Origin of the sequence: Methylocaldum sp. 14B (assembly GCF_002005105.1) — a bacterium.
Taxonomy (GTDB): Bacteria; Pseudomonadota; Gammaproteobacteria; order Methylococcales; family Methylococcaceae; genus Methylocaldum.
In genome coordinates, this window is record NZ_MSCV01000026.1 from 58,389 (window position 1) to 82,717 (window position 24,329).

32 protein-coding genes and 1 riboswitch are annotated in these 24,329 nt (G+C 59.1%); of the genes, 5 read left to right on the forward strand and 27 right to left on the reverse strand.

The window, feature by feature from the left end:
* Positions 1 to 13 precede the first annotated feature (13 nt).
* From cobO to B2A78_RS17955, 20 genes are all read right to left on the reverse strand, one after another.
* Complete coding sequence (cobO, locus tag B2A78_RS17865) at positions 14 to 619, reverse strand: cob(I)yrinic acid a,c-diamide adenosyltransferase (protein WP_077731376.1); 606 nt, start codon at positions 617 to 619, stop codon at positions 14 to 16.
* Between the two features lie 12 nt (positions 620 to 631).
* A complete protein-coding gene (locus tag B2A78_RS17870) occupies positions 632 to 1,219 on the reverse strand; it encodes a hypothetical protein (protein ID WP_077731377.1) in 588 nt (195 codons plus the stop codon).
* A gap of 194 nt (positions 1,220 to 1,413) precedes the next feature.
* Positions 1,414 to 3,273, reverse strand: coding sequence for a TonB-dependent vitamin B12 receptor (gene btuB, locus B2A78_RS17875; protein ID WP_077731378.1), 1,860 nt, complete (start codon positions 3,271 to 3,273; stop codon positions 1,414 to 1,416).
* Between the two features lie 246 nt (positions 3,274 to 3,519).
* Positions 3,520 to 3,745: riboswitch (cobalamin riboswitch) on the reverse strand.
* 266 nt (positions 3,746 to 4,011) lie between these two features.
* Positions 4,012 to 4,806: a DNA/RNA non-specific endonuclease gene (locus B2A78_RS17880; protein ID WP_077731379.1), complete on the reverse strand. Its 795-nt coding sequence runs from the start codon at positions 4,804 to 4,806 to the stop codon at positions 4,012 to 4,014.
* A gap of 396 nt (positions 4,807 to 5,202) precedes the next feature.
* Positions 5,203 to 7,179 carry a tape measure protein gene (locus tag B2A78_RS17885; RefSeq protein ID WP_077731380.1) on the reverse strand — a complete coding sequence of 659 codons (1,977 nt, stop codon included), beginning with the start codon at positions 7,177 to 7,179 and terminating at the stop codon, positions 5,203 to 5,205.
* A 499-nt stretch (positions 7,180 to 7,678) separates the two neighbouring features.
* Entirely contained in the window at positions 7,679 to 7,951 is a 273-nt protein-coding gene (locus B2A78_RS17895) for a hypothetical protein (RefSeq protein WP_077731382.1), read from the reverse strand.
* 227 nt (positions 7,952 to 8,178) lie between these two features.
* A complete protein-coding gene (locus tag B2A78_RS17900) occupies positions 8,179 to 9,609 on the reverse strand; it encodes a phage major capsid protein (protein ID WP_077731383.1) in 1,431 nt (476 codons plus the stop codon).
* Positions 9,610 to 9,762: 153 nt separating this feature from the next.
* Entirely contained in the window at positions 9,763 to 10,044 is a 282-nt protein-coding gene (locus tag B2A78_RS17905; protein ID WP_077731384.1) for a hypothetical protein, read from the reverse strand.
* 373 nt (positions 10,045 to 10,417) lie between these two features.
* The gene (locus tag B2A78_RS17910) at positions 10,418 to 10,678 is read right to left on the reverse strand and encodes a hypothetical protein (RefSeq protein WP_077731385.1); all 261 of its coding nucleotides are present in this window, start codon (positions 10,676 to 10,678) and stop codon (positions 10,418 to 10,420) included.
* On the reverse strand, positions 10,675 to 10,950 hold the full coding sequence (locus B2A78_RS17915) for a hypothetical protein (protein ID WP_077731387.1): 276 nt from the start codon (positions 10,948 to 10,950) through the stop codon (positions 10,675 to 10,677). The genes B2A78_RS17910 and B2A78_RS17915 overlap by 4 nt, the downstream gene beginning before the upstream one ends.
* Positions 10,947 to 12,161 (reverse strand): AAA family ATPase, encoded by a 1,215-nt coding sequence (locus tag B2A78_RS17920; protein ID WP_077731388.1) that lies wholly within the window; start codon positions 12,159 to 12,161, stop codon positions 10,947 to 10,949. The genes B2A78_RS17915 and B2A78_RS17920 overlap by 4 nt, the downstream gene beginning before the upstream one ends.
* Positions 12,146 to 12,478, reverse strand: a complete 333-nt coding sequence (locus tag B2A78_RS17925) for a hypothetical protein (protein ID WP_077731389.1) — start codon at positions 12,476 to 12,478, stop codon at positions 12,146 to 12,148. Before B2A78_RS17925 ends, B2A78_RS17920 begins: the two co-directional genes overlap by 16 nt.
* A 167-nt stretch (positions 12,479 to 12,645) precedes the next feature.
* Positions 12,646 to 12,870, reverse strand: coding sequence for a DNA-binding protein (locus B2A78_RS17930; protein WP_077731390.1), 225 nt, complete (start codon positions 12,868 to 12,870; stop codon positions 12,646 to 12,648).
* 112 nt (positions 12,871 to 12,982) lie between these two features.
* Positions 12,983 to 13,399: a hypothetical protein gene (locus B2A78_RS17935; RefSeq protein ID WP_143735211.1), complete on the reverse strand. Its 417-nt coding sequence runs from the start codon at positions 13,397 to 13,399 to the stop codon at positions 12,983 to 12,985.
* A 113-nt stretch (positions 13,400 to 13,512) separates the two neighbouring features.
* Positions 13,513 to 13,752: a hypothetical protein gene (locus B2A78_RS17940; RefSeq protein ID WP_077731392.1), complete on the reverse strand. Its 240-nt coding sequence runs from the start codon at positions 13,750 to 13,752 to the stop codon at positions 13,513 to 13,515.
* Entirely contained in the window at positions 13,745 to 14,062 is a 318-nt protein-coding gene (locus B2A78_RS17945; protein ID WP_077731393.1) for a hypothetical protein, read from the reverse strand. The genes B2A78_RS17940 and B2A78_RS17945 overlap by 8 nt, the downstream gene beginning before the upstream one ends.
* Positions 14,063 to 14,177: 115 nt before the next feature.
* Positions 14,178 to 15,293: a site-specific integrase gene (locus B2A78_RS17950; protein ID WP_077731394.1), complete on the reverse strand. Its 1,116-nt coding sequence runs from the start codon at positions 15,291 to 15,293 to the stop codon at positions 14,178 to 14,180.
* Positions 15,294 to 15,672: 379 nt separating this feature from the next.
* Positions 15,673 to 15,867 (reverse strand): hypothetical protein, encoded by a 195-nt coding sequence (locus B2A78_RS25735; protein WP_139840958.1) that lies wholly within the window; start codon positions 15,865 to 15,867, stop codon positions 15,673 to 15,675.
* Between the two features lie 75 nt (positions 15,868 to 15,942).
* Complete coding sequence (locus B2A78_RS26155) at positions 15,943 to 16,104, reverse strand: hypothetical protein (RefSeq protein ID WP_156881934.1); 162 nt, start codon at positions 16,102 to 16,104, stop codon at positions 15,943 to 15,945.
* 11 nt (positions 16,105 to 16,115) lie between these two features.
* The gene (locus tag B2A78_RS17955) at positions 16,116 to 16,331 is read right to left on the reverse strand and encodes a hypothetical protein (RefSeq protein WP_077731395.1); all 216 of its coding nucleotides are present in this window, start codon (positions 16,329 to 16,331) and stop codon (positions 16,116 to 16,118) included.
* A gap of 256 nt (positions 16,332 to 16,587) precedes the next feature.
* Here B2A78_RS17955 and B2A78_RS26915 point away from each other — a divergent pair, with 256 nt between their 5' ends.
* Complete coding sequence (locus tag B2A78_RS26915; protein ID WP_276205406.1) at positions 16,588 to 16,722, forward strand: hypothetical protein; 135 nt, start codon at positions 16,588 to 16,590, stop codon at positions 16,720 to 16,722.
* A gap of 69 nt (positions 16,723 to 16,791) precedes the next feature.
* On the opposite strand, the gene B2A78_RS17960 is transcribed toward B2A78_RS26915, so the two are convergent.
* Positions 16,792 to 17,211, reverse strand: coding sequence for a hypothetical protein (locus B2A78_RS17960; RefSeq protein WP_077731396.1), 420 nt, complete (start codon positions 17,209 to 17,211; stop codon positions 16,792 to 16,794).
* Between the two features lie 205 nt (positions 17,212 to 17,416).
* Here B2A78_RS17960 and B2A78_RS17965 point away from each other — a divergent pair, with 205 nt between their 5' ends.
* Positions 17,417 to 17,641 (forward strand): hypothetical protein, encoded by a 225-nt coding sequence (locus B2A78_RS17965; protein WP_077731397.1) that lies wholly within the window; start codon positions 17,417 to 17,419, stop codon positions 17,639 to 17,641.
* On the opposite strand, the gene B2A78_RS26920 is transcribed toward B2A78_RS17965, so the two are convergent.
* From B2A78_RS26920 to B2A78_RS17980, 4 genes are all read right to left on the reverse strand, one after another.
* Positions 17,614 to 17,745 (reverse strand): hypothetical protein, encoded by a 132-nt coding sequence (locus tag B2A78_RS26920; RefSeq protein WP_276205407.1) that lies wholly within the window; start codon positions 17,743 to 17,745, stop codon positions 17,614 to 17,616. The two genes, B2A78_RS17965 and B2A78_RS26920, sit on opposite strands and share 28 nt — an antisense overlap.
* Before the next feature lie 16 nt (positions 17,746 to 17,761).
* On the reverse strand, positions 17,762 to 18,109 hold the full coding sequence (locus B2A78_RS17970) for a hypothetical protein (protein WP_077731398.1): 348 nt from the start codon (positions 18,107 to 18,109) through the stop codon (positions 17,762 to 17,764).
* A gap of 581 nt (positions 18,110 to 18,690) precedes the next feature.
* A complete protein-coding gene (locus B2A78_RS17975) occupies positions 18,691 to 19,011 on the reverse strand; it encodes a hypothetical protein (RefSeq protein ID WP_077731399.1) in 321 nt (106 codons plus the stop codon).
* Between the two features lie 44 nt (positions 19,012 to 19,055).
* Positions 19,056 to 19,667 carry an HdeD family acid-resistance protein gene (locus B2A78_RS17980; RefSeq protein WP_077731400.1) on the reverse strand — a complete coding sequence of 204 codons (612 nt, stop codon included), beginning with the start codon at positions 19,665 to 19,667 and terminating at the stop codon, positions 19,056 to 19,058.
* Between the two features lie 370 nt (positions 19,668 to 20,037).
* Between B2A78_RS17980 and B2A78_RS17985 the strand changes: the two genes are divergently transcribed.
* The 3 genes from B2A78_RS17985 (at position 20,038) to B2A78_RS26160 (ending at position 21,647) form a co-directional block, all read left to right on the forward strand.
* Entirely contained in the window at positions 20,038 to 20,451 is a 414-nt protein-coding gene (locus tag B2A78_RS17985) for a DUF1326 domain-containing protein (RefSeq protein ID WP_077731401.1), read from the forward strand.
* Positions 20,452 to 20,639: 188 nt separating this feature from the next.
* On the forward strand, positions 20,640 to 21,323 hold the full coding sequence (locus tag B2A78_RS17990) for a protocatechuate 3,4-dioxygenase (RefSeq protein ID WP_077731402.1): 684 nt from the start codon (positions 20,640 to 20,642) through the stop codon (positions 21,321 to 21,323).
* A 165-nt stretch (positions 21,324 to 21,488) separates the two neighbouring features.
* Positions 21,489 to 21,647, forward strand: a complete 159-nt coding sequence (locus B2A78_RS26160) for a hypothetical protein (protein ID WP_166642704.1) — start codon at positions 21,489 to 21,491, stop codon at positions 21,645 to 21,647.
* Between the two features lie 99 nt (positions 21,648 to 21,746).
* Here the strand turns inward: B2A78_RS26160 and B2A78_RS17995 are convergent, their stop codons facing one another.
* Both B2A78_RS17995 and B2A78_RS18000 read right to left on the reverse strand, forming a co-directional pair.
* The gene (locus B2A78_RS17995; protein WP_077731403.1) at positions 21,747 to 22,439 is read right to left on the reverse strand and encodes a type 1 glutamine amidotransferase domain-containing protein; all 693 of its coding nucleotides are present in this window, start codon (positions 22,437 to 22,439) and stop codon (positions 21,747 to 21,749) included.
* A 14-nt stretch (positions 22,440 to 22,453) separates the two neighbouring features.
* Entirely contained in the window at positions 22,454 to 23,464 is a 1,011-nt protein-coding gene (locus B2A78_RS18000; RefSeq protein ID WP_077731404.1) for an NAD(P)-dependent alcohol dehydrogenase, read from the reverse strand.
* Positions 23,465 to 24,329: the final 865 nt, after the last annotated feature.

Consider the following 24,329-nt stretch of genomic DNA (forward strand, 5'->3'; position numbering starts at 1 on the left):
TGGTATTCCGTCATTAGAGATCGATGCCGGCTTGCGCCCGCACGCCGGCCCCATAGGCATGCTTGACATCGCGCATCTCGGTCACGGTGTCCGCGGCGTCGATCAGCCCTTGCGGCGCGCCGCGCCCGGTAACCACCACGTGCTGCATGGGCGGGCGCGCAGCAAGATCCATCAGCACCCTCTCGATGTCCAGATAACCGTATTTCAGGGGATAGGTGAGTTCATCCAGAACCACGAGTCCATAACCCGGATCGGTGAGCATGGCGCGGGCTGTTTCCCAGCCCTCGCGGGCGACGGCGGTATCCCGTTCGAGGTCCTGCGTCTCCCAGGTAAAACCCTCGCCCAGCACCCGCCATTCCACGTCCGGTTGCCGCCGGAAGAAGGCCTCTTCCCCGGTATCCGAACGGCCCTTGATGAACTGGCACACGCCCACCTTCATGCCGTGCCCCAGAGCGCGGGCGACCATGCCGAACGCGGAAGAGGACTTGCCCTTGCCGTTGCCGGTGAGGACCAACAGCAGGCCCTTGTCCAGCGTGGCTAGTGCGATGGCGCTGTCGACGACCGCCTTCTTGCGCGCCATCCGCCGGCGGTGGCGTTCCTCTCGCGACGAATCCGACATGGGGGACCTGCGTCAGTGCGCCTGACGTCCGTCGTCTTCAGCGGACCGCCCAGGTCTGGCCAAGCCGAAGGCCAGATGAACCAGGATTGCCGCCGTGATGTACAGCGCAATGCCTTCCAGCGCATGCGGGAAGTATCGGGCCAGCCGTGCGCCGAATTCGGCGAAGCTGGTTTCCTCAAAACGCCCGGAGAAGAAGTAAAAACCGCCGCTGGTCAGGAGTTCGCAGATTGCGGCACCGGTCACCAGAGCCAAGGCCAGCAACGGCAGGGTGGAGAACCGGAAATGGTAACCGCGCGCGTACCAGCGGCCCGCCAGCCACAATGTGGCGTAGGCCGGCAAAAGGAATCCGTAGGCCGGGCTGACGCAGAAATCGCTGACGCCCAACCAAGTAATGGCCACGTAATCGCTGACCACAGCCAGCCCGAGCAAGGCCGGGAAAGCCCAGACCGAGCGCAGATAGAAACCGGCGAGGAAGAAGACCGCCCACGACGCGTCGGGCAAATGAGTGATGCTCGCGAAATGGTGGCTGCGGGTAGCGGCCATGAGTACGGCCAGCCCCAGGGCGATAGACCAAACGTTCTTCGATGTCGTGTCATGCATGTCGGATCTCCATGGTTGTAGTTAGTTGTGCCGGGCGCTCATCCCCGACGAGGATGTCGTAAAAGTCGCTCCCGGAATGTAGGGCGGGTTAGCCCTTCGACAGGCTCAGGACAGGCTCCCTCGCGTAACCCGCCGATCCCGGAAAATGGCGGATTAAGGCAGGGTACCGCCTAATCCGCCCTACAAAGCTGAAATTACAAGGCATCCGGCGCGTAGCGCACGGTCAGGAAGAAATTCAAGTCGTCCTGATAGAAAAAACGGGCAGTCTGATACTGCTTGTTCAACAGATTAGCCACCCGCCCCTCCAGAGACAAGCCCCGATACAGACCCACGCTGGCGCGCAGATCGACCGTCACGTAACCGGCCAGCCGCTGGGTGTTGGCCACATCGTCGAAACGGCGGCCCTCGCCGTAAACGGTCGTTCCGACCCGAACCGGACCGACCGAGCGGTCCAGGTCGAACCGGAACATGGTCTGCGCGCGGCGCGGCAGCCGATTGCCATTATTGGCTCCTTCGGACAGATTTTCGGGATCGATCAGGCTCAAATTGGCCGCGATGTCGAAGCCCCACAGCCGAGTCGAGGCCTGGGCTTCGAGGCCGAGTATGCGCGCCCGGTCCAGGTTTTCGGCGAAGCAGCTCACCTGGCCGCACACGGTGGCGATCATGTCGTCGATCTCCGTGTGATAGCCGTTGAGCGCCCAGGCCACGTCCCAGTGCTGTCCGCTGATTCCGACTTCCCAGCTCTCCGAGGTTTCCGGCTCGAGCATCGGATTGCCGAAACCGGGGAAATAAAGTTCGTTGAAGGTGGGCGCCTTGAAGGCCTTGCCCCAGGACGCGCTTAGGCGAATGCCGTTGTCGAAGCCATAGCCCAAGGCCACATTGCCGGTGGGATAGACGCCGAACTGTTCGTTATCGTCGACGCGCGTACCCAATACCGCGTCGAATCCGCCCAAGGTCAGCTGGTACTGGGCAAAACCGGCCTTGTCGTCGCGCGAATCCACGGCATAGTCGGTCGTGCTGTCGACCTGATCGTTGTAGTAGTCCAGCCCCAGAGTCAAAAGGTGCCCCTCGGCCAACGCGAAATCGTTCTGCCAGGTGACGTTGACCCGCTGAGTGTCGAAAGTGCTGCTGAACCGCCGATCCCTGAAGTTGTCCGACTCGTCCAGGGTGCGGCCTGCCCTGAGGCTCGTGGTCCAGAATTCAAACGGCGAATATTTCAGGCGGCCGCCCACCATTTGCTGCACGAAGGTCGAGCGGTTCTGCAAATTGCCGTCGAACTCGTTCTCGCCTTCCGCGTGCAACAGATTGCCCTCGATTTCCAGGCCGTTGTCGAAGCGGTAGCCGGCGCGAGCGCTGCCCGAAGTGTTGCGATAGCCGTCGTCGTCGGGCTGACGGGTGAAGCAGCCCCCGCCGCCCAAGCTGAAAGGCCGCCCGGCGCATGCGTTGAAGCCGCGCGTTTCCAAACGCGAACCGTTCAGGCTGTACCACGCCCGGTCGTTGCCCCCGGATACGCCGCCGGTAGCCTTGTACATCGAATGGCTGCCCGCGCCGAAGCTCAGGTAAGGCTTGAAACCCTCGCCGCCCTTGCGGGTGAAGATCTGGATCACCCCGCCGATCGCCTCCGAGCCATACAGGCTGGAGCGCGGCCCACGGACGATCTCGATGCGTTCGATCTGGTCGATGGGGATGTCCTGGAAGGCCGTGATTCCGGTAGTGGCCGATCCGGCGCGGACGCCGTCTATCAGTACCAGCACATGACCGGATTTGGTTCCGCGCAGGAACACCGAAGTGGACTTTCCCAGACCGCCGTTGTTGGCGATCGACAGGCCGGGCACGCCACGCAGGACCTCCTGCACGGACTGCGCCTGCCGGCGCTCGATTTCGTCGCGGTCGATGACGGTGACCGAGGCCAGCGATTCCTCGACGCTCCGCTCCGTTCGAGTAGCGGTAACGGTAACGGTTTCGAGCCGGGAAAGATAGGCATCGTCGGCACGGACCGACGGCAGACAAAAAAACAGCAATGCCGCCTCTAGGCAGCGGTTTTCGATTTTCATGTTCGATGACTTCCCCCGAGCACACCCGCGCGGGATAGGATTGCGCAAAGCACACGGAGGAAGCCGCGGACGCATTAGTCCGGGAGGCCGATCGAACGACCGGAGGCTTGCCCTGCGGGGTGAAATACAAGGATGTATTTCTACAGGATTTACCGGAAGCGCTTAGAGTTCCCCCTCCCGTCTGGAGAAGGAGCTGAATGCATAAGTCCTGTCCTAGGTAAAGGCCATCCAGGCGTCGCCCTCCGCGATGCCGACCTGGCTTCAGGCCGGTCTCCGGGCTCGCGAGCGGGGGTCCTCCCCGGAACAGCGCCTTCCCGCGCTCTAAAAGCGCAGTGGCATTGTGCTGTTCCTCAACTCGCTTACCGTTGCGGGGGCAGCGCCGGCCTTGTTCCTCATGAGTCAGGAACGCACCGGCTTCCCGTTTAATCCCGGCCGTAGAGCTCGCCGGGACACCTGAAGCGGTCGGCAGGTTAATCGATAAACGGGAAGGCGTCAATAAAAAGTGAATGGCATAACAATCGGCACACGGCAGGGTGTCGCAAAAGTAAGCCGGGACAACGAAGGAATCCCAGAAATCCATCTGGTGTGCTGGTTCCCAAACTCCCGTTTGGGAACCCGTCTTGAGAAGCTCCTGCTTCTCAGCGCGCGTCCGGTTTCGGGAAGCCAGAGCTTCCCGATATAGCTCCCAAGCGGGAGCATGGGAGCTGACGAAATATAATGAGCCGCACCGTGGACGCCCTACCCCTTGTCGCACCCGATCGGTACTACCCATGACCCTTTCGGCTTCGTGGTCCGTGCGTCGCCGGCAACCGGCAATTTCTCTCGGGTCAGGCGTTCGACATCGGCAACGGTCACGAGATAGCGGTCGAGTTCCTTTTCGACCGCATCCTTCGTGTTCGGCACGATCCACGCGATAGCCCGGCCGTCCCCGCGCACGATCACCTTCCAAAAAGCGTCGGGCGTTTTCACGCCGTGAGATTTCACGAAATAGTCGTCGGCGGGATTGTGTCCCCAGATCACCCCGCCGATCACCAATAGCTCGTCGATATCCCGATAGCACTCGACGATTTCCTCGGTGAGCTTCCATGCACCGCGATTCATCTGGGAAGTCTGCGGCAGGATATTGGTCATGTAGTTGCTCTGCCGGATCGCTACCGCCGAAGTATCGAGATGGTTGGCCGGAACCTGGTGCCCGCGGTCGTAGCCGTGGCCGTAACCCTTCGCGCTGGTTTGCTGGCATTCCTTCGGCACGTAGGGATCAATCTTGAAGTGGTCGGCGCGAGGCTCGCTGCCGTCGTCGCGCTGGGCGTTGTAGCGGAATTTCACCGCGCCGCGCTTCTCGCAGTCGATCCATACCGTGAAGCCTTCGTAGTCGAGGCGGAGCAGGTTTCCTTCGCGGTGAATCTCGGTCGGCGGGATGGCCGTCTTATCGGCGCGCAGCGCGGGATATTCAGGGCTGCCGCCACGGGGAACACCGGTACAAGCGGCAAGCACCGCGGAGAAGATCAGGGGCAGTAAAGCAAGACGTCTCATGGCTCGGAACAAAAAAGCGCGGAGTCTATCAAAACCGCGTGGAACGATCGAACCTTCTTGGAAAGGGCCGTTAAGGAAGCTCCGAACAAGCGGATTCCGTTCATGCCCCTTCGACTCGGCTCAGGACAGGCCTGTCGAAGGACTTAATCAGAGCTTCTTTAACGGCTTAGACACGCCCTACCGGGCATTGACAGCCGCGGCGAAAATTGTGATCTTTTCAAGGAACCGATCGACCGGCGGGCGGTTAGCTCAGCGGGAGAGCACTGCCTTCACACGGCATGGTTGAACTACATAGAACGGCAAATAAATCAAACACTTAATCTATATCTAAGAACAGCTTAAGTGAACAGTAAGTGAAAAATAAGCCCGGCGATGAACCGCCGGGCTTTTCCATGTCTACCGGGTGACGCCCGTACGTCTGGCCCCGTAGGCTGCCGACATGGACTTATCCAGATAGCCGCTCGCGATCAGACTTTTCACCTCGTCGCGGACGAACAGCTTGATTTGTTCCCGGCCATCCGGCCCGGTCTGGCGTTGCGCCTCGACGGGTGCGCCCGAGCCGCGCTGGTCGATAATCTGGATATCAACGCCGCCGCCGCCGCCGTTCTTGACGCCAGCACCACGCGGTAACACGACCTCGCCTTTCTGGAGGATCGCCGGTACTTCGTCAGGTCTAAGCCCCGCGATGCCGCCCGAGTGATAGCGGGGGGCCCCTGCAAACGCCAGCGCCGGAATAGGCCGCGAAAAGGTGGGAGTGCTACCGACCACGCCGCCATTATGGAAAAAGCTTGCCAGCCAGTCCCACGCCTGACCGCTCACGTCGCCGATTTTGTAAAGCCAATCGGTCGAGCCGCCAGACGGTTTTTGTTTGTTGGGTTTGTTGGGTTGGTTGTTGTCCGGTTGGCCGCCCCCCATGAACTCGTCCAAGAGATCAATAAACGGCTCGGTGACAAACTTTCGGGTAGCAATCCGGATCAGGTCTTGCTCAATCCCCTTCAAAACATCCTTGAACTTCTTGCCTTCCACAACCGAGTCTTCGAAGGCGCTCTGAAAGGTCAGCCCCAGTTCCCGCGCCGCGCTGTCAAGCTTGTCGGTGCTTTTGGTGGTCTCATCAAGCGCCTTGGGGTTAATCACTTCCTCGTCCAGCCGCTTGTTGCGCAGTTCCTCGAAAACGTCGGTCAACTCGTCGGCGTTCACCTTGGTTTGTTCCAGCATCCCATTCACGCCGCCGATACCGTCCCGAAACTGGCCAATCTTGTCGTACCACTCTTCAAAGACACTGGTGATTTCAACGCCAGTCGCTTTGACTTTCCGCATGTCCTCGTGAACCTTCGCCGTGGTCGCCTGAAATGCTTCGATCTTGGGAGGCGCGATATTGACCGGCTTGGCCAGCTCCGACTTTTGCTTTTGCAGGATCTCCAGCCGGTAGTTCAAGGCGTCCAGCTGCCGCGCCGATTCCTCGACCGCCCCGGTGCCCATCAAGCCCCCCGTCGCGGATGCAATCGAACGGGCATTCTCCATCTTGCTCTTGACCTCATCGATCCGCCGCAACGTCACGGCAATGTCCCGATCTAGCCCGCTCCCGAAGGCCTCGTTCATTTGCTGAGTAATCGCGTTGATGTACTCGGCCACGCCCGAGAAACTGCTCTTGATCGCGTCCCTGATCCCGAGATTGCCGATAAAATCGACCAGATTAGCGAAGGCGTCCTTCATGTTCGACGCCGCGCCGCCGATGGTGTCCATCTGGTCCTTCATACCGCTCGCGAACTGGGTATTGCCCAGGTCCAGCAGGTACTTTTGAATTGCCGCGCTATCGTTCCGGATCGTGGTCCGCATTCCTTGGAATGTGAATGTGACCCGTTCGCCTTCCTTGCTGGCCTTGATGCCGAACTCTTTCAGCCGCTCGAATTCGCCCGTCGCGGCATCGGCCACGGCTTCGATGAACTGCATCAACGGCTTGCTCATTGCCGACGCCGTGTTGCCCATCGAGCGCAACGCCTCTTCCGAAGCATCCAGCCCAAGCGATTTAAGCCGGATGAATGCCGCAGTCACTTCGTTGAGTTCGAACGGCGTCTGAGCGGAAAACCGCCTTAGCATCTCGCCGGCCCTGCCCGCCGCTTCAATCGAGCCGGTGACGGTCTTCAAACTCGCGTTGAGCTTGTCGAACTCGGCCAGCGTGCCGACGAATTCCTTGATGCCGAATCCGGCAATAAAGCCCGTGATGGATCCGGATACCAACCGGCTCATCTGTTTGGCGCGGGCTTCGATCTTCCCGAAGCTTGAATGCATGGTGCCTTCAACGCGCCGCATGTCGGATTGCAGACGGGCGACGTTGGCCCCGATATCAACAAGTAATGTTCCGGCTGTTGCCATGGTGTATTACCTCATGTTTTCCACTATACATGCCCCGTGCCAATCTCAACGCCATGCTTGGCCCGTTGATACTGTGCGCCGCTCCCGAAACCGGCTTTCCCGGCGGCGACCTCACGAGGACGTTTGTCTTTAACTTCGGGTCGTTCGACCCGAAGTTCTAAATCCGTTCTCTTCCCCTGCCGATTCCCGATCTCCTCCTCAATCGCCTTCGCAATCGCCACCCGCTCCGTTGGCGTGAAGTCTTTACGGAGTTCTCCCGACGCCACGCGCGGCTTAATCGTCCGAGCCACGAAAAATCCGGTGCCAGCGTTCTCGCGTCGGCGTCCGGTCGCCGTCCTCGATCTTGCCGGTTTTCACCCAACGCGAGAACACATGACACGCGGCATTTGTGCTGCAAAACCAGCGATTGCCGCACCCGTCGCATGGACACGGTCCGCTCAATATCGCCCTGATAGTTGCCCTTTCCTGTGCGAAGGCTTCCCAATCGACTTGTAACGGCTCAACGGCTGCCATCGTCGCCTGCCCCCTCGATCAACGCCCTAAGCCGCGCTTCTTGCAGCGCTATTTCGGCTTGGGTTTTCTCCATGAAATGGTCGAATCCATTGATCCTCAAGTTCGATAGACTCGCTTCCAGTTGCTCAAGCCGCCGATTGATTCGCCGGATTTCGTATTCCGCCAAGCGCCGGCAGGCTTCCCCGCAGTAGCTCGGCGGTCGGCCATTGGTGCCGGGAGTGTGATCGATCGGTGAACCGCATTTGAGGCAGGATGACATAGGGTTTCTCCGCTATGAGTTTTTAGCCAATTTCGCGTTCGTAAAAAAATGACGAGCCGCCCGTTCTAGGTTTCGATTCCGCCAAGGAATGAAACGCCCCCCCTCGGCGGCGGCCAAGCCAAAAAAAAGCCGCTGTCCCTCTGGAAAAGACAGCGGCCCGTTTGCCTCGTCGACCGTGGTGACACGTGCCGGAGTCCGCACGTATGCGCCAACCCGAGGCGAACTTGTTAACCGGCCCGTTCTTCGAGCATCGTCGCCCAGGTCAACGTATCGCCGTTCATCGGCTGCAACGCCTGATCCCAGCGGCTCAAGCCATCGGCCCGGAGAATCAGCCGGAAGACGCTTTTGTCGTAATCGAACTTGAGCTCCGTCGACACATCGATTCGAGCATCCATCCGCATACCAAGTTGATACTCACTGAAACTGGCTAGCACCAAGTCTCCCGCATCGCCGAGTACCGGCAAGGCTTCCGAGAAGACCAACGGCAACCCGAGCAGGCTAAAGGTGCCGCCCACGCCCGTTTGAAAAACCGGCAAGATATCGCCGCCGACGTTCTCAGCCCCCGCAACGTTCTTGATAGGCCTCTGAATGTTCAAGAGCTGCGTCAAGGTGTTCGGGTTCGCCACCCAAACAGCCCCAGGCAGTAAGCTCGGGTGGATCCGGGCAACCATCTTGATGATGTTCTGATAGTTGATCGTATCCGCCGCTTGGCTCGTTTCCTTGCCAATCACGATCTTGGCATTGTCGTTCAGAAGGCCCAACGGACGGCCCACGCCGTTCCCGGTCAAGATCGCCGCTTCCAGCCCGAACCGCGCCGCCGCGCTCATGATCTCGCGAAGCTGGATAGATGCCGCAGGCGAATCGAACAAGAGCTCGTTGGTGACTTCCACCATGACCGCGCCCTTTTTGGCCTGCATGGTGACGGCCCGAACCTTTCCGGTTTGGCTGGACAGCTGTTGACCTTCGCCCGCCCATTCCATGGTCAAACCGCCAATCGCGCCGCCCGCATGGGAATCGGTGTTATTGTAGCCGGCAACCGTGACCGCCGAACTGGTCATCGGGACCACGGACACGCGGCTTAGAATGCCGCTTTCCACGAATGCCGGCCCCAGAATTTCGGCCAAGAATTGAGGCGGAACCAGAAAGCCGCCGCTTGAGCCGGTGCCTTCGGTCATGCCCGCCGCATGGATCGGCGGGCCTACGCGCAAACGGGAGTCGCCCCGTTCCGACGCCAGCGCCGCCATGAACTCGGCCAGGTTCCTGAAACCGTGGGTGTCTCGCGGGAACATCGCCGCGATGGTCTGCGCCGCGTTCGGACGAATCATGTCCTCGATGCTGGTGCGCTGCACGATGCCGCCGCCGGTCGGTGCGCCCGGTGCGGTCTTCCGGCCAGCACTGCCACGCGAACCGAGTTCATTCTCGACCGCTTCGAAATCGGCAATGATGCGGTCCACGTCCGCCGCTTCGGATTCGGTCAAATCACGGCCCTCGCGCTGTGCTTGGCTGCGAATCGCGTTTGCCTGGTCGTTCAAATCGATCAAACGGTCCTGCAAGGATTCAGCATTCCAGCGGGAATAGTTCGGCGCATTGCCGACAACGGCGACGGGGCAGATTTCGAGCATCCGGCGTTGAATGCCGGCTAGGGAATTCATAGTCATGTGACTCTCCAGTAATTGAACAGTGTTTAGTTGCTCCCCAGAAAAAAGCCGGTGCGTCGACCGGCTGTCGGAGAGCCCGCCGGATCGCGCATCCGGCTTAGGCCAATTATACCACTGCTTAAAAAAGCAGTGCTTTTTTATTCACCGTGGCGGTCAGTTCAGCGGCATTCCAGGCGGTGCGGCGGATTCGCCAAGCCCGACGCTCATGACGTGGTGCCGTTCATTCCCAGAAGCAGTGTAAAACGCTCCCGCGGCGTTGCCGAAATCCCATCCACAGCGCAACGTGTGGCCTCGGGAAAGCCGCTCGGAAATACGCGCTTGCTCGGGTAGCGGTAACGTCCGAAGTCCGCGCTGTGCCAGTTCTAAAAGCGCCTGGTGCGCCAGGAGGATAAGCTGTTCTTCGGGTAAGTCGGTCAAGGTGTGCTCGGTGTTCATAAGGATTTCCTAACTTTGTTACGGTTTCTGATTTCGAAGGAGTGCGTGCGGTCGCGGTCTGCGCCTTGTGAGGAACTGAATGGCCCTATCCCCGCGCGTGTGTGGGTGCCGTTATCGGTCGGAAAATTTGCCGACCGATATGATCGCCCCTCCCTCGCGCGCGTGGGTGCCGTTCAAGCGGCAAATTTGCCGCTTGTTTCCCAATCGCCCCTCCCTCGCGCGTGTGGGTGCCGTGGTCCGGAAAATTTGCCGGACCATTTGATCTCCGCCCCTCCCACACGCGCGTGTGGGTGCCGTTTCAATTGTGGGGGGGCGTACACAATTGGCAAATCCCTCCCCCCGCGCGTGTGGGTGCCGTGCACGTGGGGTAGGGTCATGCTGCCCCCGATCTATCGCACCATTCGAGTATCTGATACGCCAGCTTTTCAGCGTCTTCCTTCGCAAGACTCGCGCCCAGGTTCTCGACAAAAATGACAACGCCACCCCTGCAAGGCATGGCGTCAAGCCGTTCGTCCACCAGAATGTGATCGAGCTTATAGTCTCGGACTTCGGCAGGAATCGAAAAATATGGGTCGATATCCTCGCGCCGCAGACGGTGCACACGGTATTGATCCAAGTCAATTACCTTGGTCATGCCGCACCCTCCCATGTCCCAGGCTCCAGCCAGACATAGCCGTCCGGCGTTCGCGACAATCGCCAGCCGGAACGAATGCGCTCGTAATACTCGCCGCCGGGTGCCCAAGGGTTCGCCAAAAGCGCCACCAGTTCGGTTTTGTACGCCTTGAGTTCGGCCAGCAGGTCAGCCGGTATCCGGTCGGACTCGACGCCAACGTGCAGCCGGTCGCCATTCACGGATAACGGAATGCCGAAGTCTCGGCAGCGCAAAAGGATCGTTGCCGCCGTCATAGGTCGAATCCTCCACCGGTTCCACCGGTTCCACCGGTTCCACAATCGCCGTAAGCCGCGCCAAGCGTGGCCTCCAGCGTGGAACCGCTTATCTGTATACCGGTTCCACACTCACTAATAACGGTTCCACATTTGTGTGTGGAACCTGTGGAACTAGTGGAACCTGTGGAACTAGTGGAACCTGTGGAACCACTACTTAACATTACAAATCCATTACCTGTATCAGCAATCAATCCAACTTCTACAATCTTCTGTAGCAGCTTTCTTGTAGCTCTCCATTCTTTTGAATCTCGGTTAATGGCAACGCCGGGGTGAAGCGCCGACGCGATGTCTCGCCCCTTGATTGGCCCATGTTTGGCGATGATGTCGAATATCGCCCGCCGTTCCGGGCTCAAGCCGACATGCGGCCCCTCGCCGGTAATGGTCCAGCCGGCGGTGTGGTGGTCCCAGGTCAGCCCGTATTCGGTTTCGTGCTCGATATCGCGACCCGTGACGAACAGCACAGCCTCATTCGTGCCGCGCTGCCGCTTCAGCACCATAACGTTGTCCATGCCACCGGTCAGCCCTGTAGAGCCAGAAATCATTTCAAGCGGGTCATCGGCCTCGCCCTTCCGGGTGTGGTGCACCAGTATCACGGCAATGTCATGGTCAGCGGCCAACTTTAAGAGCGGTGCGCCTATGGCGTAATCGGACTGATAGAGCGAGTCCTTGGCATTCGTTGGCGGACGAATCCGCGCCAAGGTGTCGATAACGACCAATCGCGGGCTTGGCGCTTGGTCCAGCCACTCGGCAAGCCTCGGCACAGCGCCTTGGTCGAGTCGCGGCCATTCCGTCGCGAAGGTCAGGCTGTCCGGTGCCGGTGCGCCCTGCAATCGCTTGGTCAGCCGATTCTTGAGTCGTCGCTGATTGTCTTCGAGCGCCAAATAAAGCACGTCGCCGGGGTCTACCTCGACCTTGCCAAGTACGCGCCCGCCATAAGCACACGCGATGCCTAGATCGAGCGCTAGCCAGCTCTTCCCGGTCTTCGGCGCGCCAGCGAACAGGGTTGCGCCCGCCGGCAAGAGTCCAGGCACTACCCATTTGACCGGCCTGAACTCTTTTGCCGATAGGTCTACAGCCGAAATCAAGTTAGGCTGCGGGATATCCGTCGCCAGCTTGGACAGATCGCATAATTCGATCCGGTCGCCCGGTGGTATCAGTGCATCCGCCATACTGCCCCCCCGTCATCGCGCCGCAGAATCTCAACTCGCGCGGCCAGTCGGACGACTACATGCGCCGCGCCTGCGGCCAGCACCAAGCCGGCCAGATACAGCAAACTCACGTCCGTTTCCGGCTGGCCAAAGGTGACGATCGCAACGTCCAGCCCTCGGGCAAAATCCCAGTCGTACTCGCTCGGGTTCCGAGCGAACGGCAGCGCCGCCCACAGGGTTTGAGGTTTGATTTTGTCGAACTCGTCGAGCCGGCCCAAGTCGTCGTGATACCGACACTCGGCCTCGTCCATCGCGCCCGATCCGGTCAACAGCGTCAAAGTGCGGTCATCGGCTGTACGACGGATTGAGGCGACACGGCTAGCGTATGGTGGGTATTTCCGCCGGGCTTGGCGCGGGAACGGAATCACGTTACTATGGCCGTGCCTGGTTTTTCCACTCCCCCCCGGTCGCGGGTGCCCGCCCGCGCCGTGGGTGCCCCCCGGCCTCATGCCGTCCCCCGTTTTTTGCCGCCGCTCATGGTGCGCTCGGTCAACGTGCGGATGCACTCCGCGATATACGCATGCGTTGTATAGCGCCGCGTGCCGATCTTGTACGTCTTTAGGGTGCCGGAATTAATGAGTTCGTAGAGCGTTGGCGTCGAGATATTACCCAGCGGTCCACGGGCAGCTTGCACGGGTAGGCCCCAGCGGGTATCGGTTTTTTCGGTCATGTATCGTCTCCAAAACGGTGATATAGCCGCAGCTTGCGCTAACTGCGGCGGGTGAATCAGCGCTGATGGAGACAGAATCGCGGTTCTTCGAAAAAAGATCAGTGGTGAAAAATCAGTGATTATTTTTCACCTGTTTCAACACGTTAGCTTCGAGTAGTTTTAAGAGATTCTCGGCTGCTGGCTTGGTTGCAACCATGTAGGCTTTTGCGGTTCTGTCATCGACTTGGGCGAGTTCCGCTATTTTGTTAACCGTATCGGTGTAGCCAGCCGCGCCAACGATCCAGCGAGCAACCGCATTAACAATAAAGCCGTTTTGCTCCGGCTTTATCTTTCGTCCGCGCTGCCCTCGCTTTTTGGCAAGCCCAAACTCTTTTCTTAGGTCTGTTGCGAAATAAAGAAAGTCCTGCAAAGCACACGCCGCCGCATGGCATAAATCCTTATCCGGCGGTTCACCGTTATTCCATTTTGTGCCGTGCCTTCTAATAAACTCGTCTAGTTGTTCTCGGGTATATCCGCGTGATTTCGACATAACGCCCCCTATGGCGTTAATCCCTAAAGAAGGGGCCAGTCCAGCCGGGTTAGGGTGCCCGGTTTTCGCCCCGTCGGGCTAGGACTGGCGTACTCGATTATAAGGGGTTTACCTCAGTCCCCGCCGCCGATAATCCGCCGCCGGTCTGAATCACGGTGCTCTTTGATCAGTTCGCCGGCCTTTTGGATTCGCTGCGCGATGTCGCGGATTACGTAATAAAGCCCGCTAATCGCTGGCGCATCCAGTTCTACGCTGTCATCCGTCCCGCCGAACGTGCAAAGCGTCGACAAGAAATCAACTTGCCGTTGCGCTTCGCTGAGAACATCGCTTGCCTCGATAAGATGGTTACGCATGGTCGTTACCCTCCTGCGGCCTTGTGGATAGCCGCATGGTGTCCTCCGTCTCTTCGAGAAAATCGGCGACTCGCAAAATCCTATGCCGCACCACTTCGATGATTTCAGCGAGACCGTGACCTTTGGTGGACTCTGGAATGTCTATGACCCCCGTGGCCTGAGCCGTTGCAACGAATTGATCGATTGCAGCCGAGACAACGGCCAGCATGGTGTCAGCCATGACCAGCGCACAAGCCGCGCTTGATGGGTCTTGAATAACGTGAGCGTCGTCTACGGGGTCGGATGTGGTGTTATGCTCTTGTGTAGCCATGATTTCACCTCTCGGTAGGTGGGTTGTGGTTAGGGTCGGGGCGGTGTGGCTGCACCACCCCGGCCCGCTTCTGCCGTCCATGGCTTCCCGGCGATCCCCGCGCCGGTTCGGGATTCTAGCCTACGAGCTTGGCCACAGCCGCGGCTTTATGCTCGGGCGCCAGGTGTGCGTATCGCAACGTCATTTTGATATCCGAGTGCCCCATCAGCTCGCGGACGGTGTTTAAATCGACACCAGCTTGCACCAGCTTTGACGCGAAGTGATGGCGCATATCATGCCATCGGAAATTCTTGATATCGGCATCGCGAAGTAGCGCCGCGAACGATTTACGGGCATTGTCTAGGCGTCCACCATCCCGGCCCGGAAAAACCAGACCTTCACCATTGCCGTGCCGTTTCCATGCGGTGAGCGCTTGAGCCGCAATATCGTTCAAGGGTGCGTGCCGGGTGGTGCGGTTCTTCGTATTGGGGCCATGAATGACCATGGATCGCCGGGCAAGGTCGATATCCCGCCATTCGAGTCCGAACAATTCCCCGCGCCGAATTCCGGTGTGCAAACTGACAATAACCATGGTTCTGAGATAGGCATACGGGCATCGATCAAGCGCCGCGTACAGTCTTGATTCTTCCGACTGATCGAGAAACCGAACAACGCCGCGCCGGTCCGTCTCGACGATTCCCTTACCTTTCAGCGGGCTTTCGGCAATCTCGCCCCATTCAGCCGCGCGGGTTAGGCAGGCTTTAAGCGCCACGATATCCCGATTGATGGTAGTGCTGGCAATGCCGGCTTTCAGTCTTGCCAATCGGTATTTCTCGATCAGCCAAGGCGTAATCTCTAACAAAGGACGGTCCAGCAGATCGGAAAAGCATGATTCGATCCGCTTCACATGGGTATCACTGCTCTTGTGGTTTCCATGCGCCCACGGTCGGTATTTTTGATCGATAAAGCGCCGCAGCGTCATCGGTTCCGTTTTGGGCTTTCTATCCTCCCTCGGGTCAATGCCTTGTGCGGCCTTGCCGAGTACCTCGATTGCGGCATTCCGCGCCGCCGTGAGCGTCAGGATTGCCGCATCGCCCAGGGTGACGCGCTTCCCTCGGGCATACTCGACGATATAGCTTTTCCGGCCTGTAGGCTGCACCCGTAGCAAAAAGCCTTTAATCCGGTCGTCACGGACTTCATAAGGCTTTTCCTGCGGTGCCAGCTTGGTGATGATTTGCTGTGTAAGTGACATAGCGCCGTTCTGCCGTAAGTGAAATGTAAGTGCAAAAACACTATACGGCAGCAGATTCTAATTTACAACGGCTTACTATTGTTTATTACATATCAGTGCGTTACGCCTTAAGGCGTTGAATCGAAAGAGGTCTTAAATCGCCTTCACACGGCAGGGGTCGCAGGTTCGAACCCTGCACCGCCCACCATAGATTCAATAACTTAGATCAGATTCCCGGTACTCGGCAGGGGTGAGCACTCAAAAAGTACTCAAATCCACTTCTAAAGACCCCTGCTTCCCAGGCTCCAAAAATGCCACGGTGACGACCATTTGATTTCGCCACGGCAACAAAAAACCCGGCCGCTTTCGCGAACCGGGTTGTCGCTCGAAGGTTTCCCGTTCAGGATCGGCAAGCGGCAAGCTCCCGCTCAGAATCCCGGAGTTCCTTAATCAGTTCGCCGGCCTTTTGGACTCGCTGCGCGATGTCGCGGATTACGTAATAAAGTCCGCTAATCGCTGGCGCGTACTCGATTAAAGCGGGGTTACCCCAGGCGCCGATGATTCGATCAATCGTCGGCGGGTTTTGGCGTATCACGCAAAAGCTCTTTTATGCTCTCCAGGAAATCAGCGGATTCCAACAACCTGTTTCGCGCCACTCCAACGATTTCCGCTAGCCCGTGCCCCTTTCAACGTCTGGCAAATCCATGGTTCGCTCAGCCTCAGCGTGTGCAACATAATCGTCTATTGCAGCACCGACAACGGCCAGCATGGTACTTGTCATGACCAGCGTGTGCGCCACGGCTTGGCATTCGGATTTGAGCGATGCTTTCATGAGTTCCCCCTTCAATCTGATCCCACCGGTTCGAATATCAGCTTTTCGGCCCGCTCGATCCGGGAATCGACTTCATCGAGCAGCTTGTTTGCTCCGAAAACCGTTGTCTGCGTCCAGCCGTCGGACGCTGCAATTGCCGATCGCAACAAATCGAGCATGGCCCGCGCCTCTTCCAGCGCGTCAGCCGTGCTTGCGGGGTCGTGGGTGGTGTGGGATTCGTTTGACATGGTGAATTGCTCCAGTTGAACGAGCGCCACCAGAATGAGGGTGGCACGGCCTCAACTACAGCACACAGACTGCTCGGCTTATTCGTCCGGTTTCCCGGCTTATCTCACCGTATCGACCGCACCATAAATCGGTGCTCGCCTTTCTCAAGGCGCAAAAAATCCGCATGTCTGACGGGTGCGGAGTCCGCTGTGTGTTTGTAGTGCGGCCGGCATACGCCGGGCGGGTCGGGGGAGTCAAGGTCCGCTGAAAAGACCTTTGAAATCAACAAACGTCGGTAAGATCGGCGGTCGCATCGAGCATCCACCCGAGCTGCGCCGCGAAAAGCGCGCGCCACGCTTTGCGGTCCACTCCTACGAACATGCGCGGGCGATGATGACTCAGGACATGTAGGACCTATACGACGTATAGGTCCTAGTTCACTGTTCCGTCAAGAAGTTGATGGTCAGCTCGGACCGCTGGTTAATCCGACTTCCAGGTGATCTGCGTGATGGCGTTCATGTCCTCGAATTTGTCGTCGTGGCACGACGGGGTCGAACTCGTCAGCGACAACGTGTGCGTGTCCTGCGACGTGACGAAGCTCATGTGGAGACTCCCTGACCCCATTCCCTTTGGCCCCTGGCCGAAGACATAAATGGCCGACTTGCGGGCGATCCCGTCGAAGTACTGGTAAACGATCGACATGACACACGCCCCGTTGTTGCCAACGATGATCTGGGACAGGTCGGTGGTGCCGTTGATCGACACCTGTGAGCCGTTGGGGTCGCCCAACGGCAGATTGCCGTAGGCCGTGCCCGACGTTTTCCCCGCGTCACTTGTGGTGAACTCGTACACCTGCGTGTTGATGGAACCACATCCTGTCGGATTGGTGTTGCTGCTCATGGTCATTCTCCTTTTCTTTTTCATAGATCCCGCCCGTCACCTTAGCCGGGCTACCGCTTGCAATTTATCACCCAACGGAGGGAGCGGTCCTTTCAGCCTAGGCCAGAATCGGTGGAATGCAAGGTTCGGCACGGTTGAATGATTCCGTGACAGAATCAAATGGTCGGGATAGACTGATTCCGTCACGAAATCACAAGGTACGAACATGACACGCGGAGGGAAGCGGTCCGGCGCCGGCCGGAAACGGAAATGGAACTGCGAGACGGTCACCATGCGGGTGCCGGCGCATTTGGTCGGCGAGATTCAGGCATTCATCGAGCAGCGCATGGGTGAAGCTCACAAGGGGCCCGACAACCCGCCCGCACCCGAACCGTTGGAACTGTGGCAGGGCGATAAACGATGTCAGGCGGCCACGTCCGGCGGCAGATGACGAATGAATTTCTCGAACAGCGCATCCCAATCGGTGGGCGGCGGCTCGACGTTTTGCAACGACCGCGCGGCCTCCAGGCGCGCCAGGCGCTGTCTTAGGTTCATCGATGAATTCCTCCCGTCATGCCCGCCCCAACGCCAGGTCCAATTCGCGCGGCGAGAGATTGAGCTTTTCGCGAATGGTTTTGTCGCTGTCGCCGGCTGCACTCAGGGCAGTCACTTTTTCAACGAGTTCGCAATGCGCTTTCTCTTCCTGAAGATCGATCACACGATTTGCAGCAAACCCCACGGCCTGAGCAAGCGGGGTCAGTTCGTCGGTCAACTGCTTCAGCACCCGAGGCATGGCATCTACGATCGCCGCCAGTTCAAGCCGGCGCACGACAAGGCTTTGCAGGTCGATTTCGTTACCGGCCTTGATCGCCGCATAGACGGCGCCTTCAACTTGCGTCAAGGTCGGCTTGGCACGCATCGAGGAACGAAACCGCTCGTTTGAGAATGGCGTAGTGTTCCTGACGCGCCTTCATTGCTTCTTCGTGCCTGGCTTCGGCTTCGGCGATACGCTCATCAAATTTGTGGTCGGTGATTTTTAAACCTCGTTTTGGTCATAAGCCTCTGTACAGGCGCTTGAGAATCTCAAGGGCCCGAGTCAGATACCTAAGTGATGAATCGGGATTTGGATTGATCGTATTGGCTTAACCATGACACGCATGACGACGGGCGGTGGAAGGTTGCGAGTGGTTATGCCGTGGATAACTGATGGCCGGTACATGCCGGCCACTGCGCTGACTTTTGGAGACCAGACATTGGCCAGCTCATGCCGCTTGGTGAGCGGCTTGTAAACACCGATAGCACCTAACAGGATGGTGAAAAACTCCCCGATCTTTCCCCTTACCCATCCCTGGAAGGCTTTTTTCGGGCGGGAAATCGGGTTTTCCGCCGGTCTGTCCGGCCTTTCTGCCCCCGAGCCAGGGCTTTTCCGCCCCCTTCGTCCGCTTCTGGGCAGACTTCGGGCGCACCCCGCCTCAGGCAGGCGCTGCCCGCGCCTCGGATCTAAAGCTCCCTATTGCGCGGCCTGTCGACATGTTCCATCGGTGCCAATTCAATTCGATCGGCAGTGACGTGGCAATGCGGCGCGCCATTGGCAATGTTGTAACTGTTGCGGTGATGGAAGGGGCGAAAGCTGTCTGCGCGCTCCGACACATCGGGCATGACTTTCTCGATTTTCCAGCCGAATTCGGTATCCGTGACGCCGTAATGCTCTCGGTATATCCAGGCACCGCATTCGTCCTTGCGCCATTGGGTGGCGTCGTGATCCTGCATGACGCGACCTTTCTCCCAGATGGTTTGAATGGTGTCCTCATCAAAAGTCATTTGTGGCCTCTATCAGGAAGGGGGTTTCTCTGTCATCAGGTGGTTCAGGCTAGGCGCTCCGTGCACCGCATCGGCCAGAGCCGATGCGGTAAGCCATCGGTCAGCGACAGCCAAAGCAACATCCAGCCGGAAAACATCAGGTCGATGCCCACTAAAAGGCCCAATAACCAAATGGCAGCGGCCGGCCATTGGGCAATGACCAGGAGCCCAAGCAGCATCGAGAGGACTCCTCCGGCGAGCGGCAAACCCCAATGTTCCAAGGGGCGCAGCCGGAGCGCTTGGGCGATACGAAAAGCGCCGTTGGCCAGAAAGAGTATCGCGATCAGGAATGTGATCGACGGGATGCCGCTCATGGGGAACAAGATCAGTAACTGGCCGACCGCAAGGGTGAGCAGACCACTTAAGAGTGACGGCCAAAAGCCGACCCGGTGTCGCAGGCGAAAGGCATAGAGGCCCTGCGCGATGCCGGAGAAGACCAGAATCCAGGCGATCGTCAGTTCCGTCGCCAGAGTGGCGACGAACGGAAAGAAGATCGCAGCCACGCCTAGAAGGATCAACCGATGCCAAGTACGAGAACCCCCCTTCCAATGTTCCCGCACACCATCCATTCCCGCGCGCGAAGCAGTCGAAGAGGACCGTAAGGATGAGAGGCGCATAAGATATGTCCTTATATCGAAATATCGAAGCCCATTTATGGACAATGACGATCCGGAATCGTTTTTGTTCAAATTGTGTCTATTCCCGGTTGCTACGAGCTCCGTGGAGCTGGCTGGCTCGCCTCACCGGCGTCCACATGCAGCGGTGGGGACGAAAGGACAGGCGGCTTGGGAAGCCCAGCGGCATTTTGGTGTTATGAGCGCCAAGTTGACTATCCGACTAGGCTTGAAATCACGGCACTGAGAAGAAAGAGAACAAGCCCGCAGAGGATAGAGTCCAAACGCATATCGAAGGCTCCGGCGGGCAGTGGCTCAACGCCGGGTGGTCCGGCAGACGGGCTATCTACGAGATCAAAGGAGGCGTATCGAAATGACGGAGATTCCAAACTGGTGGATGAAGGGTGATTGGTTCGACGCCTGTAGCTGCAACGTTCCCTGTCCTTGTACCTTCGCCCAGGCGCCGACGGGTAACCACTGCGAAGGCATCATGGCTTACCACATCCGTGAAGGTGCCTTCGGAAGCGTCCGGCTCGACGACCTCGCTTACTGGCGGGCCGAGATTCCCGGGCGGGTGAAGGCATTTGCCGAGGCGCTCTCGGGTCCGACCACGCCCGCTGGCGCTAGGGTGCAGCTCCACAATGCGCCCGGGTCGGAGGTGGGCCCCGGCCAGATCGCCACCTGGGCGCGGGCCTCGGATAACGAAGTGGACGCCTTCGGCTTTAGGTGGAACTGGGCCGGCCAGTCGAGCAAGCATATTCCCTTCGACTGGACCGGCCCTGTCTAGCTCCCTCTTCCGGTCCCCTCGGACTCCTCCGGACCCCAGCCAGCCGGCGCAGCGTGGGAACGAGAGGACGAAACGTCGCAATCCGTTTCTCTTCCCCATCTCGCTGAACTCGGAGTCTTCCGGTGAACGCCGCGGGTGATGACCCGGTCCAAAACCTAAGCAATCGATCTTTCCTAAGGCGGCGATTCATGAGAGCCGAACATCCAAGCCTAGCCCGCCGGCTGTTGCTGCAATGCCTTGCCTTGACTGCCGGAATGTTTACCGTAGGCGGCGCGTTTGCCGCGGAACCGACTCGAACCCCGCGGCAGACCCAGGGACCTTTTTATCCGAACCGACTCCCGCCGGACACCGACAACGACCTTCTGATCGTGAACGACTCCGTCACGCCGGCATCCGGGGACGTGACGCATCTCACGGGACGGATTCTCGGCCCGGCCGGAGAGCCCGTTCCCAATGCCATCGTCGAAATCTGGCAGGTGGATCATCAGGGCATTTACTTGCACACCGCGAGTCCCAATCGTGAACGGCGCGACGAGAATTTCCAGGGCTTCGGGCGATGCCTGACCGGTCCAGGCGGCGAGTACTACTTCCGCACCATCAAACCCGTGCCTTATGCCGCCGGCGTCCAGCGCGCGCCGCACATTCACGTCATCGTCAACAAAGGCGGGCAGCGGATGCTGACCACGCAGCTGTACGTCAAGGGCCATCCGTTGAATGAACAGGACTTCGTTCTCAAAGGCATCCGGGACAAGGCGGCTCGCGAATCGGTTCTGGTCGATTTCACGCCGGCCGCCGATTCGCGGATCGGGGGACTGACAGCACGTTTTGACATCGTGATCGGGAAAACTCCGGAAGCCCCCTTGGAAGACTAGCAGGGCGTCGGCAAAGGATTGCCGACCTACCCCGGCTTCTTTCTCCTCTTCTTTTGGCCGTATGTCGCTCGGCCAAAACAAATGTCAAAAAAAGCGTGCCGGATCGGGCTCTTTTCGAATCGGCGCAAGTCAAAGGGGAAGGGCTAACCCTTTTGGAGATTTTTCATGCCTAAGGACGACCCAACCAATAGTTACGAAGACTTTCTGCTGAACGAACTCGCGGGACTGAGCGGACTCGACGACGAAGAGGTACGGGAGATTTTGAAAAAGATCGAGGAAGAGAAGGCTGAACACGAGAACGACGCCGCCGAGAAGAGACATTGAGCCGCATTTTTGAGAGAAAACCCTGAAGCCGAAAAGGCGGAATACAAAAGCCCGGAACCGATTCCGGGCTTTTTCTTGGGCGAATCACGCCCCCGCCGCTCAGCCGTGCGTCGTCGCTTTGAATTGCCTCAACAGCGCTCGCGCGGCACCTTCCGATGAGGCCGGGTTCTGCCCGGTAATCAAATGGCCGTCGGTCACCACATGTGGTTTCCAGTTCTCGGCTTTCGAATAGTTGCCGCCTTTCTCGCGCAACATGTCTTCCACCAGGAACGGAACCACCTCGGTAAGCCCGATTTCTTCCTCCTCGGTGTTGGCGAAGCCGGTGACCGACTTTCCTCTCACCAGGGGAGATCCGTCCGCGGTCTTTGCATGGCGGAACGCGCCCGGTCCGTGGCACACCGCGGCCACGGGTTTGCCGGCCGCGTACACGGCTTCGATCAATGCGATGGAATCCGAATCTTCGGCGAGATCCCACATGGGGCCGTGGCCGCCGGGATAGAACACGGCATCGTAATCGGCATCCGAGACTAGCGACAGCTTGACGGTGTGGGCTAGCGCGACTTTCGCGGCCGGGTCCTGGTTGAAGCGCATGATCGATTCGGTTTGCGCATCCGGCCGAAAGCTCTTGGGGTCCACCGGCGGCTGCCCGCCCTCGGGCGAAGCCAGAACAATGTCTGCGCCGGCATCGCTGAAGACGTAGTAGGGCGCGGCGAATTCTTCCAGCCAGAATCCGGTTCTCTCGCCCGTCGTGCCGAGCCTATCGTGCGAGGTCAATACCATCAGGATGTTCATCGTCGTTTCTCCATTCAGCTTACGGCCAAGGCGATCTTGCCGAAGTGGGCGCCCCTCTCCATGTGGCGAAGGGCATCGGGCAACTCGCCGAACCGAAACACGCGGTCCACCACGGGCCGCATCCGGTGCTGCGCGATGGCCCCGTTCATGGCCTCGAACATCGCTCGACTGCCGACGAAGATGCCTTGCACGCACACGTTCTTCATCAGAATTGGCGTGGGATCGACCTGGCCGCCGCCGGACAGAACGCCGATCAGGCTGATACGCCCGCCCATGCGCACGGCTCGGAGCGATTGGCCGAGGGTGCCGGCGCCGCCGACCTCGACGACATGATCGACGCCAACGCCGTCGGTGAGTTCGCGCACGAACTGGCCCCATTCGGCCGTGTTCTTGTAGTTGATGCCTTCCGAAGCGCCGAGATCGAGCGCTCGCGCAAGTTTTTCGTCACTGCTGGAGGTGGCGATCACTCGCGCTCCGGACAGCTTCGCGAACTGCAACGCGAATAATGAGACGCCGCCGGTGCCCAACGTCAGCACCGTATCCCCCGCCTTGACCCGGCCTGAGGTGACCAGCGCATGCCAGGCGGTCACTGCGGCACAAGGCAAGGTTGCGGCCTCTTCATCCGTGAGATGGTCCGGAACCGGAACGACGCCTTCCGCGTCGAGCACGACGTACTCCGCCGCCATGCCGGTATCACCGCCGCCCAGCGCGCTCTTGGTTTTCTCTTCGGTCAATTCGCCGTCCAGCCACTTGGGCATGAAGATGCCCGCGACCCGCTCCCCCGGCTTTAGGCGCGATACGCCCGGACCGACGTCGACCACCTCGCCGACGCCGTCCGAGAGCGGCGTCATCGGCAAACGGAGATTCGGGTTATAGCTTCCGTTGACCAGCATCAGGTCGCGGTAGTTGAGCGACCACGCCCTCATTTTCAGAAGCACCTGCCCCGCGGCGGGCCGAGGCATCGGCCGCTCGACAAGAGCCAATGAATCGATGCCGAAGCCGCCTTGCAGTTCGTAGACCTTCATGAGTCGTCTCCTGATTCAAACTATAATACCCTGGTGTTATTCCAAATCGCCTTCAATCCGGAATTCATTGTCGTAGGGTGGGTTAGGCGCACATCAGCACTGACCGACCGCCGATCACTGCCCTTCGCGTGCGCCGTAACCCGCCGAGCGGCCTTCCATCGGTGGGTTAGGCGGAGCCTGTCCCGAGCGGAGACTAAAGCATTTTCATATCTACTGTACGGGCACTCGCGAGTAGGTCGGGAATCCTTCCCAATCGCAAACGGTCATCCCAGCGCTCCTGGGATGACCGTTTGCGATTGGAGCGCCGAAGCCCCCCTTCCCGACGCCACGTCCCGGCCGAGCGTCTTCGTCGGAAGGGTCGCGACTAAAGCGACCGTTTGCGATTGGCAAGGGATTGCCGACCTACGAATGCTTGAATCCATTCACCCGAGCCGAAGGCGCCAACGACGTCCGCCAAGCTGGTTTTGCCGTACGAGCGCGATGAAAACGCTCTAGGGGCTAACCCGCCATCGATGGGTTTCGCTTCGCTCTACCCACCCTACGATGAATGTTCACTCGAATGCCGAACGGAATTAGGATCTAGGGTCGGTGTCCCCGCCCCGGCCGAATCCGACCTTATCCGGTTCGCGCGAGCACATCTCTTAATGGTCTGACCACGGTTTTGGCCGAGTGTCAGCAACACTGGCGACAATCAGAGAGTCGGGCCTTCCCGTCGACTCATTCGGACCACCCCCCGATCAACGGACGCGCTGCGCCGCAATATCACAAACTATTGACATCAACGGGAAGAACCGTACATTCGCTTTCCGCGGCGTCAACATAGATGATCCAGTCGACAGAATGCGCGAAATCCTGTTGGCGTATC

Excerpts from the sequence above, each read along its gene's own strand:
- cobO (WP_077731376.1), bottom strand. The coding sequence starts at position 619 with ATGTCGGATTCGTCGCGAGAGGAACGCCACCGCCGGCGGATGGCGCGC.
- B2A78_RS17870 (WP_077731377.1), bottom strand. The coding sequence starts at position 1,219 with ATGCATGACACGACATCGAAGAACGTTTGGTCTATCGCCCTGGGGCTG.
- btuB (WP_077731378.1), bottom strand. The coding sequence starts at position 3,273 with ATGAAAATCGAAAACCGCTGCCTAGAGGCGGCATTGCTGTTTTTTTGT.
- B2A78_RS17880 (WP_077731379.1), bottom strand. The coding sequence starts at position 4,806 with ATGAGACGTCTTGCTTTACTGCCCCTGATCTTCTCCGCGGTGCTTGCC.
- B2A78_RS17885 (WP_077731380.1), bottom strand. The coding sequence starts at position 7,179 with ATGGCAACAGCCGGAACATTACTTGTTGATATCGGGGCCAACGTCGCC.
- B2A78_RS17895 (WP_077731382.1), bottom strand. The coding sequence starts at position 7,951 with ATGTCATCCTGCCTCAAATGCGGTTCACCGATCGATCACACTCCCGGC.
- B2A78_RS17900 (WP_077731383.1), bottom strand. The coding sequence starts at position 9,609 with ATGACTATGAATTCCCTAGCCGGCATTCAACGCCGGATGCTCGAAATC.
- B2A78_RS17905 (WP_077731384.1), bottom strand. The coding sequence starts at position 10,044 with ATGAACACCGAGCACACCTTGACCGACTTACCCGAAGAACAGCTTATC.
- B2A78_RS17910 (WP_077731385.1), bottom strand. The coding sequence starts at position 10,678 with ATGACCAAGGTAATTGACTTGGATCAATACCGTGTGCACCGTCTGCGG.
- B2A78_RS17915 (WP_077731387.1), bottom strand. The coding sequence starts at position 10,950 with ATGACGGCGGCAACGATCCTTTTGCGCTGCCGAGACTTCGGCATTCCG.
- B2A78_RS17920 (WP_077731388.1), bottom strand. The coding sequence starts at position 12,161 with ATGGCGGATGCACTGATACCACCGGGCGACCGGATCGAATTATGCGAT.
- B2A78_RS17930 (WP_077731390.1), bottom strand. The coding sequence starts at position 12,870 with ATGACCGAAAAAACCGATACCCGCTGGGGCCTACCCGTGCAAGCTGCC.
- B2A78_RS17935 (WP_143735211.1), bottom strand. The coding sequence starts at position 13,399 with ATGTCGAAATCACGCGGATATACCCGAGAACAACTAGACGAGTTTATT.
- B2A78_RS17940 (WP_077731392.1), bottom strand. The coding sequence starts at position 13,752 with ATGCGTAACCATCTTATCGAGGCAAGCGATGTTCTCAGCGAAGCGCAA.
- B2A78_RS17945 (WP_077731393.1), bottom strand. The coding sequence starts at position 14,062 with ATGGCTACACAAGAGCATAACACCACATCCGACCCCGTAGACGACGCT.
- B2A78_RS17950 (WP_077731394.1), bottom strand. The coding sequence starts at position 15,293 with ATGTCACTTACACAGCAAATCATCACCAAGCTGGCACCGCAGGAAAAG.
- B2A78_RS26155 (WP_156881934.1), bottom strand. The coding sequence starts at position 16,104 with ATGAAAGCATCGCTCAAATCCGAATGCCAAGCCGTGGCGCACACGCTG.
- B2A78_RS17955 (WP_077731395.1), bottom strand. The coding sequence starts at position 16,331 with ATGTCAAACGAATCCCACACCACCCACGACCCCGCAAGCACGGCTGAC.
- B2A78_RS17960 (WP_077731396.1), bottom strand. The coding sequence starts at position 17,211 with ATGAGCAGCAACACCAATCCGACAGGATGTGGTTCCATCAACACGCAG.
- B2A78_RS17965 (WP_077731397.1), top strand. The coding sequence starts at position 17,417 with ATGACACGCGGAGGGAAGCGGTCCGGCGCCGGCCGGAAACGGAAATGG.
- B2A78_RS26920 (WP_276205407.1), bottom strand. The coding sequence starts at position 17,745 with ATGAACCTAAGACAGCGCCTGGCGCGCCTGGAGGCCGCGCGGTCGTTG.
- B2A78_RS17970 (WP_077731398.1), bottom strand. The coding sequence starts at position 18,109 with ATGCGTGCCAAGCCGACCTTGACGCAAGTTGAAGGCGCCGTCTATGCG.
- B2A78_RS17975 (WP_077731399.1), bottom strand. The coding sequence starts at position 19,011 with ATGACTTTTGATGAGGACACCATTCAAACCATCTGGGAGAAAGGTCGC.
- B2A78_RS17980 (WP_077731400.1), bottom strand. The coding sequence starts at position 19,667 with ATGCGCCTCTCATCCTTACGGTCCTCTTCGACTGCTTCGCGCGCGGGA.
- B2A78_RS17985 (WP_077731401.1), top strand. The coding sequence starts at position 20,038 with ATGACGGAGATTCCAAACTGGTGGATGAAGGGTGATTGGTTCGACGCC.
- B2A78_RS17990 (WP_077731402.1), top strand. The coding sequence starts at position 20,640 with ATGAGAGCCGAACATCCAAGCCTAGCCCGCCGGCTGTTGCTGCAATGC.
- B2A78_RS26160 (WP_166642704.1), top strand. The coding sequence starts at position 21,489 with ATGCCTAAGGACGACCCAACCAATAGTTACGAAGACTTTCTGCTGAAC.
- B2A78_RS17995 (WP_077731403.1), bottom strand. The coding sequence starts at position 22,439 with ATGAACATCCTGATGGTATTGACCTCGCACGATAGGCTCGGCACGACG.
- B2A78_RS18000 (WP_077731404.1), bottom strand. The coding sequence starts at position 23,464 with ATGAAGGTCTACGAACTGCAAGGCGGCTTCGGCATCGATTCATTGGCT.